This is a genomic window from Bacteriovorax sp. DB6_IX, from assembly GCF_000447775.1.
Lineage (GTDB): Bacteria > Bdellovibrionota > Bacteriovoracia > Bacteriovoracales > Bacteriovoracaceae > Halobacteriovorax_A.
The window spans coordinates 1-7172 of record NZ_AUNJ01000429.1 but is presented as its reverse complement, the minus strand read 5'-3'; the positions used below and the strand labels follow the sequence as shown (position 1 = coordinate 7172).

General features: G+C 38.6%; 8 protein-coding genes. 5 read left to right on the top strand and 3 right to left on the bottom strand.

Annotated features, from left to right (window positions below; all coding sequences use genetic code 11):
* Window positions 1-372: hypothetical protein (locus tag M901_RS13395; protein ID WP_021278737.1), on the bottom strand; the 372-nt coding region annotated here is incomplete at its 3' end.
* Between the two features lie 15 nt (window positions 373-387).
* Window positions 388-822: an Hpt domain-containing protein gene (locus tag M901_RS13390; RefSeq protein ID WP_021278743.1), complete on the bottom strand. Its 435-nt coding sequence runs from the start codon at window positions 820-822 to the stop codon at window positions 388-390.
* Between the two features lie 112 nt (window positions 823-934).
* On the opposite strand from M901_RS13390, the gene M901_RS13385 reads away from it, so the two are divergent.
* Both M901_RS13385 and M901_RS13380 read left to right on the top strand, forming a co-directional pair.
* Entirely contained in the window at window positions 935-1996 is a 1062-nt protein-coding gene (locus M901_RS13385; RefSeq protein WP_021278740.1) for a hypothetical protein, read from the top strand.
* Window positions 1996-2724, top strand: a complete 729-nt coding sequence (locus M901_RS13380; RefSeq protein WP_021278741.1) for a 1-acyl-sn-glycerol-3-phosphate acyltransferase — start codon at window positions 1996-1998, stop codon at window positions 2722-2724. Before M901_RS13385 ends, M901_RS13380 begins: the two co-directional genes overlap by 1 nt.
* Here M901_RS13380 and M901_RS13375 read toward each other — a convergent pair.
* Entirely contained in the window at window positions 2715-3062 is a 348-nt protein-coding gene (locus tag M901_RS13375; protein WP_157680017.1) for a hypothetical protein, read from the bottom strand. The two genes, M901_RS13380 and M901_RS13375, sit on opposite strands and share 10 nt — an antisense overlap.
* Before the next feature lie 66 nt (window positions 3063-3128).
* Here M901_RS13375 and M901_RS13370 point away from each other — a divergent pair, with 66 nt between their 5' ends.
* The 3 genes from M901_RS13370 to M901_RS13360 form a co-directional block, all read left to right on the top strand.
* Window positions 3129-4457, top strand: coding sequence for a hypothetical protein (locus M901_RS13370; protein ID WP_021278738.1), 1329 nt, complete (start codon window positions 3129-3131; stop codon window positions 4455-4457).
* Between the two features lie 37 nt (window positions 4458-4494).
* Window positions 4495-6642, top strand: coding sequence for a penicillin acylase family protein (locus M901_RS13365; RefSeq protein ID WP_021278739.1), 2148 nt, complete (start codon window positions 4495-4497; stop codon window positions 6640-6642).
* Window positions 6643-6693: 51 nt separating this feature from the next.
* Window positions 6694-7172, top strand: a 479-nt coding sequence (locus M901_RS13360; RefSeq protein ID WP_021278742.1) for a FecR domain-containing protein, incomplete at its 3' end; no start/stop codon positions are given.

The window sequence follows — 7172 nt, the reverse complement described above, 5'->3', positions numbered from 1 at the left end:
TAAACAACCTTGTGAGTCCTCATCATTTACCACGAGATTTTTCATCTTTTCTTTTATCTCTAGTCTAATGGCAAAAGATGTTTTAATCGCATCTTCCATTTGCTTGTGTGAAAAGGCATTTAACTCAATTGAGTTTGATTCAATACTATAGAGATCCTTGTAGAAGCCATCCAGATACTTTGAACACTCCTTAGGATCAGTAGTCCCAACTTGAACGGCCTGATCGATTTCATTTAATAAACTCATAAACTTTGAGTTTTTGATTGAACTTGGGTTTCTTGTTATCTGATGAGATGAACAACTTGATAAAGTTACTATCGCAGAGATTGCTAACGAAGAAACAAATTTTGATTTTTTAAAAAGATTTCTCATTATACACTCCTACGATTATGCGCAACTCTTCTTATCCACAGAATAGAATTCTTGACGATTTAATCTTTCGGCCCTTTTGACTTCGGCCAGCAACTTATTCTTATAGGCCACGGCCTGATCTTTTTGATAAACCCACTTTGTCACATCATCCAAAATTTGTGTGCACTCTATCATCATACGAATGACCTTCTTATGTCCTTGAACACTATCACTGTCACTGGCCATATAAGTGACATCTTTCATGGCCTTGCAGTATTGGGCCACTTCAGGATGTCCCATCGTCGCTGCCGTCCCATAAATACGATCAATGGCCTGACCATACTTTTCAAAATACTGACGATCGACGCTGTCGATTTTAGACTTCATCATTAATGATAAATAATTTGTTAACTCTTTTTTAATTTGAACAACTTCGTCTACGAAGATATCTAACATTTCCTTATCAGACATAACTCTCCCAAGGTGGTGTTTTACAATGATTCTTATCGACTATTTCCAATAAAAAACTTAACAATTCCTAAAAAATTGATAAGAATACTAGGGTTAAATCAAAGGAAGATTAATGAACTTAGCATATATGACAAGGATTCTAGTTCTTGCGACCCTATTATTTCAACCACTTACAAGTGCTCAAATCCCTGAGTGGAATGTAGACCTCTCAATCTATGGCTTTGGGGCCGACAGCACTCAAGTCAATGCCCTAAAGGGTGGAATGCGTATTGGTGTTGATGCAAATGGAGAAATCACAGAAGAGCTGAGTTATCGCGGAAAAATGAATATCTTCTTTGAAGAGGGATCACATACCGCCCTTAATAATGACTCCTACTCAACGGCGACAACATATGGCATTGATGAGGCACTACTACTTTGGTCTCCACTGAGTTTTTTAAAATTACAAGTTGGTGTCGACGCTTTAGAAAATCCCTATGCACCACTTTTTATCACTGTTCCTTCTCTAGGGCTGGGACAGAATCTCAAGCTTGCTGATTACGATTTCTTTGAGCTATCACTCTTTTCTAGGCAAAATGTCGTCAGTGTAAATAGCACTCAAAGTCGCACCGGATCTGTTTCTAACAGGGCCGCTTATTACCTCAATGGAGGGTTTCACTCTAAGCTGATCTTTTCAAGAGCAAGTCTTCATCTTCACTATAACTACTTCTCATATGAGAAGCTGTCTTCTCCTCTGGCAGACAAGTCTCGCTTTAGAGGAAACACTATTGTAGGAACAGGTGACTCTGCACAATACCTCTTTGACTACAAGGGACATGATATTTCCATGGCCTTAGAGCTAGACATGCTCTTTCACAAAATGATCTTATTCGGTGAGTATTTACAAAACCCTGATTCTAAAGATTCTGGTATTCTAATTGGTCTAAGAGCGCAACTCACAGAGAATCACGAAGTGAGTCTTGAAAACTTTGAGAATGAACCTGACACTCTTCCCGCTATTTCAGTTTCTCCTTACTACGGTGGAACAAATCGCAAGGGTCAAAAGTTTGGTTATCGCTATAAAAAAGACAATAATGAAATCAAACTTAATTACTACAAAATGGAAACCGTTGAGACGGCCATCTACCAAGATGACTTAGACATCTTCATGCTTGAATATAAATTGGATGTCTAATGTTTGGGACAATACTTAAATATACACGCTTTGTACTACTTGCAATCTCAATTGCCCTAATCAGCTTTCTTTGCTCGATTATCTTTCTTTTTCGCCCGGCCAATATGGGTAATACCTATTTAGCGGCCCGCATGATTGGAAACGTGGGAGCTTGGCTCATGGGGATGAAAGTCGAAGTCGAGGGGCTAGAAAACTTTAAGCAAGATGAAAATTTCGTTGTCATCTCAAATCACCAATCAAATTTTGATATTTTCTACGTAGGGAAAATGGTCCCAAGAAGAACAGTGAGTGTTGGTAAGAAGAGCATTCTCTACTTCCCTTTCTTTGGTCAAATGTATTGGCTCTCAGGAAATATACTCATTAATCGTGGCAATAGAAGAAAGGCCTGGAATGTTATGGACAAGGTCGCTCAGGCCATTACATCAGGGCGTGGAAATGTTTGGATTATGCCAGAGGGTACCAGATCTAAGGGGCGTGGAACTCTCCCCTTTAAAAAAGGTGCCTTTGTGACCGCCATTAAGGCCCAAAGCAAGATTATTCCAGTTTGTATCTCATCATTTGATAAGCATGTAGATATCAGCAAGTGGCACTCAGGAACAATCAAGATGAAAGTTCTCTCGCCAATAGATGCCAAGGGCAAAACAATGGATGAGCTTAATGAATTAAAGAATGAAGCTTATGAAATTGTCTCAAAAACTGTTGCTGAATTAGATAATAGCTATATCTGACAATGAAAGAGCTCCCAAAAACGGCTCTTTCTCTTTGCAACTTCTTCATCTGGAAACTCTCTTTCAAGATGAAGAAGAATTGCGGCCATCTCCTCCTTCTCTACTTGAGTTGGGTAGAGGGAGATGATTTCTTCATACTCAGAATTTTCAAGAATATCTGAAATATCTGCGACTTTAATGCTCTTGATATAATCAACATCTTTCACAGCAAAGCTCTTTAAAGAGCTTTTGCATGAGAGACCCTCAGGCATAGAGGCCAGGGAGCGCATCGGATAATCAACACTTACACCAGCGCACGAAATAAGAAAGAATGGAATTATGACCCTAAAGTATTTCACACTTACTTTGTCGGATCAAAGCAGGAGAAAAGTTAATTTCTCACTAATTTTTGACGATAAATAAATATGAAATCTCTAAGGGCCATCCTATTTATCATTGCCACTATCTTTAGCTTGAACACTTTAGCTTTTGAGTTCAATCAAATAGAAGATATCCAATTAAAACTTGAGTTAACAACAAGTCTCCTTAAGGCCAATGAGAGAATTGCACAAAAGTATGAAATTGAACCCAATAAAGAGAATCTTTCCAAGAACTTTATACTATCCTTAGAAAGAGAATTGCGAAAAGAGAGCGAAAAGCTTCTTCGTCAAAGTGCAAAACTTGAAGCAGGCCCAACTCTTCAAGAATCTAGATTGCAAGGCTTTATCCAAAAGGTAAATTGGAAAGGACTAGCTTCAAATATGGCCTCCAAATTAGGAGGACTCCGAAATTATATTAGAAAACAGGGATTCTTCTACGTTGGTTATGCCCTCTTTACTAATGTACTCCAGTTTACAATCCCCTCACTTCTTATCGCGGCCGACTTAAACCTCTTAGGCTTTGTGGCCTTCTATATCCTGGGTGATCTCCCGGCCTATCTCTACTACAAGGTTGGCTACAATATCTACTACCGCCAAAAAATGTTCCGTCTCTTTGGAGGAAAAGAAAAATATATCGAGTTCAAAAAAATAGATAGAGAAGTTAAGAAGACGTTGAACTTATCGGCACAAGATGATCTGCTACTTCCTATTGATGCAAATAGAGTTATCTCACTCAAAAATGAAGGGATGATGAAGAAACTTATCGGCCGAATGGGTTTTGACAACGACTCTCTCTCAATTAGAAAAATGAAAAGTTTTTTGAAAGAGGAATCATTGCTGAGTGCTACATATTCGAGTCTTCTTAATAATGATAAGATCAGTGAACAAATGCGATTGGCCATGGTTATTCTCGAAATGCAAAAGGATGATCAATCACTTGCCAACCTCAAATTCAAAACAAAGTTTTCAAAATATTTTACGACAATTCAAGACACCTCAGATCTTAGCGATATCTATGACTGGACTCAGAAAATGATCAAGGCCAAGGATCTCGATGAGCTTCGTTCACTCTCAAAAGAGATACCACAAACTCTCCAATCCGCAGAACAGTATATGCTCATCTGGCAAGAAGTCATCCTGCCAAGACTTGCTCAGAGAAAAGATATCTTTTCTTTTAATCAGTATAGAAAACTGACTGGGTCATTTCAGGTTTTTAAAGTTAAAATCTATAAGAACCAGCATCCCATCCACTCTCCTGAATTCACAGAGGCCCTTGAGCGCTATCTTTCCAAATCTTTTGACCACATAAAAGTCAACTGCGGTGAGAAGATTGACACTTTTATTGGTAAAGTCGTCAACAAATATAAGAATTAACTTTTACTTCTGAGCTGCTATTTGTCATAATTTAGCGATGAATTTTGAAAATACTGTCCTAGATAATGTAACTAGAAAAATTGCCGCCAAAGATCTTGAAGACTTTCTCTTCCAACAAGGCTACTTTCACGCCAAAGATCGCTTTGTTCAAATGGAGATGCTAAGAATCATAGCCTCAGGCCGCATCTGCGAGTTACTAGATGACAGTGAGCCAGCACTTGCTATTGATAAGCATATGCGTGAGCTCGGTATTTACCACTACTCTGAGATCGAATCACAGCAAATGAGCTCACAACTGAGTAAACAAATTCAGAGCTATTGTGATGGTGTCAATAAATACCTTTCAAAGAGCTATCCAATTGAGTTTAAACTCAAAGGCCACAGACCACAGAAGTGGAGAGCGACAGATTGTATCGTCTCGATTAAGGCCATGGCCTATCTTGGTCTTGCCCAAGGCCAGCAAGATTTAGAAAAGATGCTCTTTCAAATGCTCTCACGTGGAGTCTGCCCTCAGAAGATAAACTCACTGACAAATTTTGAAATGGGTAGTGTTAGTGAAGAAACACTTCACCTTCTAAAAAAGGTGAATTTTCACAACCCCCTACTTCCAGAATCATTTCAATTTCTAAAGGCCCTACCAAAAGTACAGGCCTCAAATAACTGGCTTTACAAAAACCCTAATGGTGATGTCATTCATGCTTGCGACCCTCACCTAGAAGTTAACCGACTCCCATCGGTTTGGTATGAGCTGAAGGCCTCAATAAATAATGGAGAGAAATCTCTGATGGGTATCTCAATGCCAGGTGTTCCAGGTATTGTCATGGGAAGAACCAAAGAACTTAGTTTTTCTTTTACTTATGGTTTTATGGATATGATTGACTTCTTTATCGAAGAGGTAAAGTCCAATAAGTTTAGAGAGGGCTCAAGCTTTGACAACTTCACAGTAAGAAGAGAGAAAATTATTCGTGATAAGCATGAAGACGTTGATCTTCTTATTAGAGAAACCCATGCTGGTGTCCTTGACGCTCCAAGTGATCAAAAACTCCTAGCTGACGGTCTCTACTTATCAACCGCTTGGAGTTGTCGTAAAGATGGCTCAGTCAAAACGCTTGAATCAATATTGGGTATATTCAATGCCACTGATATAAAAGAACTTAAAGAACATGTTTCAAATGTCAGCATAAGCTGTAACTGGCTCTTGGCCGACAACAAAGGGAATATGAGCTATCAGCAATCTGGCCTACTACCAGTGCGTAGAGGAGCTGGAATGTTGCCTCTCACTGCTTGGGAGAAAGAAAACAGGTGGAAAGGCATCCATCCACCATCAGTTCTTAATAATTTTGACAATCCTTCAAAAGGTTATATTGTCACTGCAAATAATCTCATCGAATCTGAAGGTTTTGCTAAGGCCATAAACGCACCAATGGAGAGCTATCGTCACGATAGAATTGTTGAACTTCTAAAGAGCTCTACAACTCAAGATATAGAAAGCACTCAGAAATATCAAAGCGATCTTATTTCAATTCAGGCCAGAAACTTTATTTCAAAATACAAAGAGATCTTTTGTCGTCACGAGAAAACCAAAAGGCTCTGCCAATGGGATTTTAACTACGAGACAAACTCTAAAGAAGCAACTCTCTTTGAGGAATTCTATCGCGTGCTCATTAGAAAGTTCTTCAGTGACCACATTTTTGGAAAGAGTGAAATAGTCTACTGTCTTGATGAAACATCATTTATAGCAGACTTTTATGGACTCTTTGACAGGTTCTTCTTAAAGGAGCTTAGCGAAGACGATCAAAAACTGTGGTTTAGTGAGAAATCAGCAGAAGACTATATTGAAATGGCCATAGAGTCTGTTACTCCAAGTCAATTGCCTTGGTCAGAAGTCAACAAGTTAGATATGAATTATATCCTCTTAGATGGAAAGCTACCGGCATGGCTTAAAATAGATATCCGAAATGTCCCTATCCCAGGAAATCGTGCCACTGTAGTTCAAGGTCAAGTCTTTAAGGCCCATAACAGAGCAAGCTCATTTTGTCCTTCATGGAAGATGGTAACAAGTATGAACTCAGATCAACTATACACTGTCCTTCCAGGTGGTCTAAATGATAGGCCATTGAGCAAAATGTATAAGTCAGATATCGACAATTGGATGAACTTTAAGTATCGAAAAAATACCATCTAATTGATTGCCAAGAAACGCTATCTCTTTGTAAAATAGAGCAAAGAGGTAGCTATGAAATTATTAATTTGTGTCATCACAAGTTTATTCCTATCATTGTCAGTTCATGCACAAATCGTTGGTAAAATCATTTTTACCAAAGGACGTGTCGTCTCAATAAATGGGAATAAAGAAAATATTGTAAAAAAGGGTCACCAACTCAAACTTGGTGAAACAATACAGACTATGGCAAATGCCCTTGCTGTTATAAAGCTAAATGATAAGAGTACAATCAAACTAGACTCAAAATCTAAGATCAAAGTTTCTCAGATCGTTAGCAAATTACAACCGACTGAAGTAGAGCTCAGTATAGGATCGGCATTTTTTAATGTTTTAAGAAAGAAACAAACTCAGAAAAAGTCAGAAGATTTAGAAAAATTTAAAGTCAAAACTCGTACCGCGGCCATGGCCGTAAGAGGGACAACTTTCTTTGTTGCAGCACTAGACAAAGCTAAGTCCTATGACACATGGATGTGTGTTAAGGAAGGACGTGT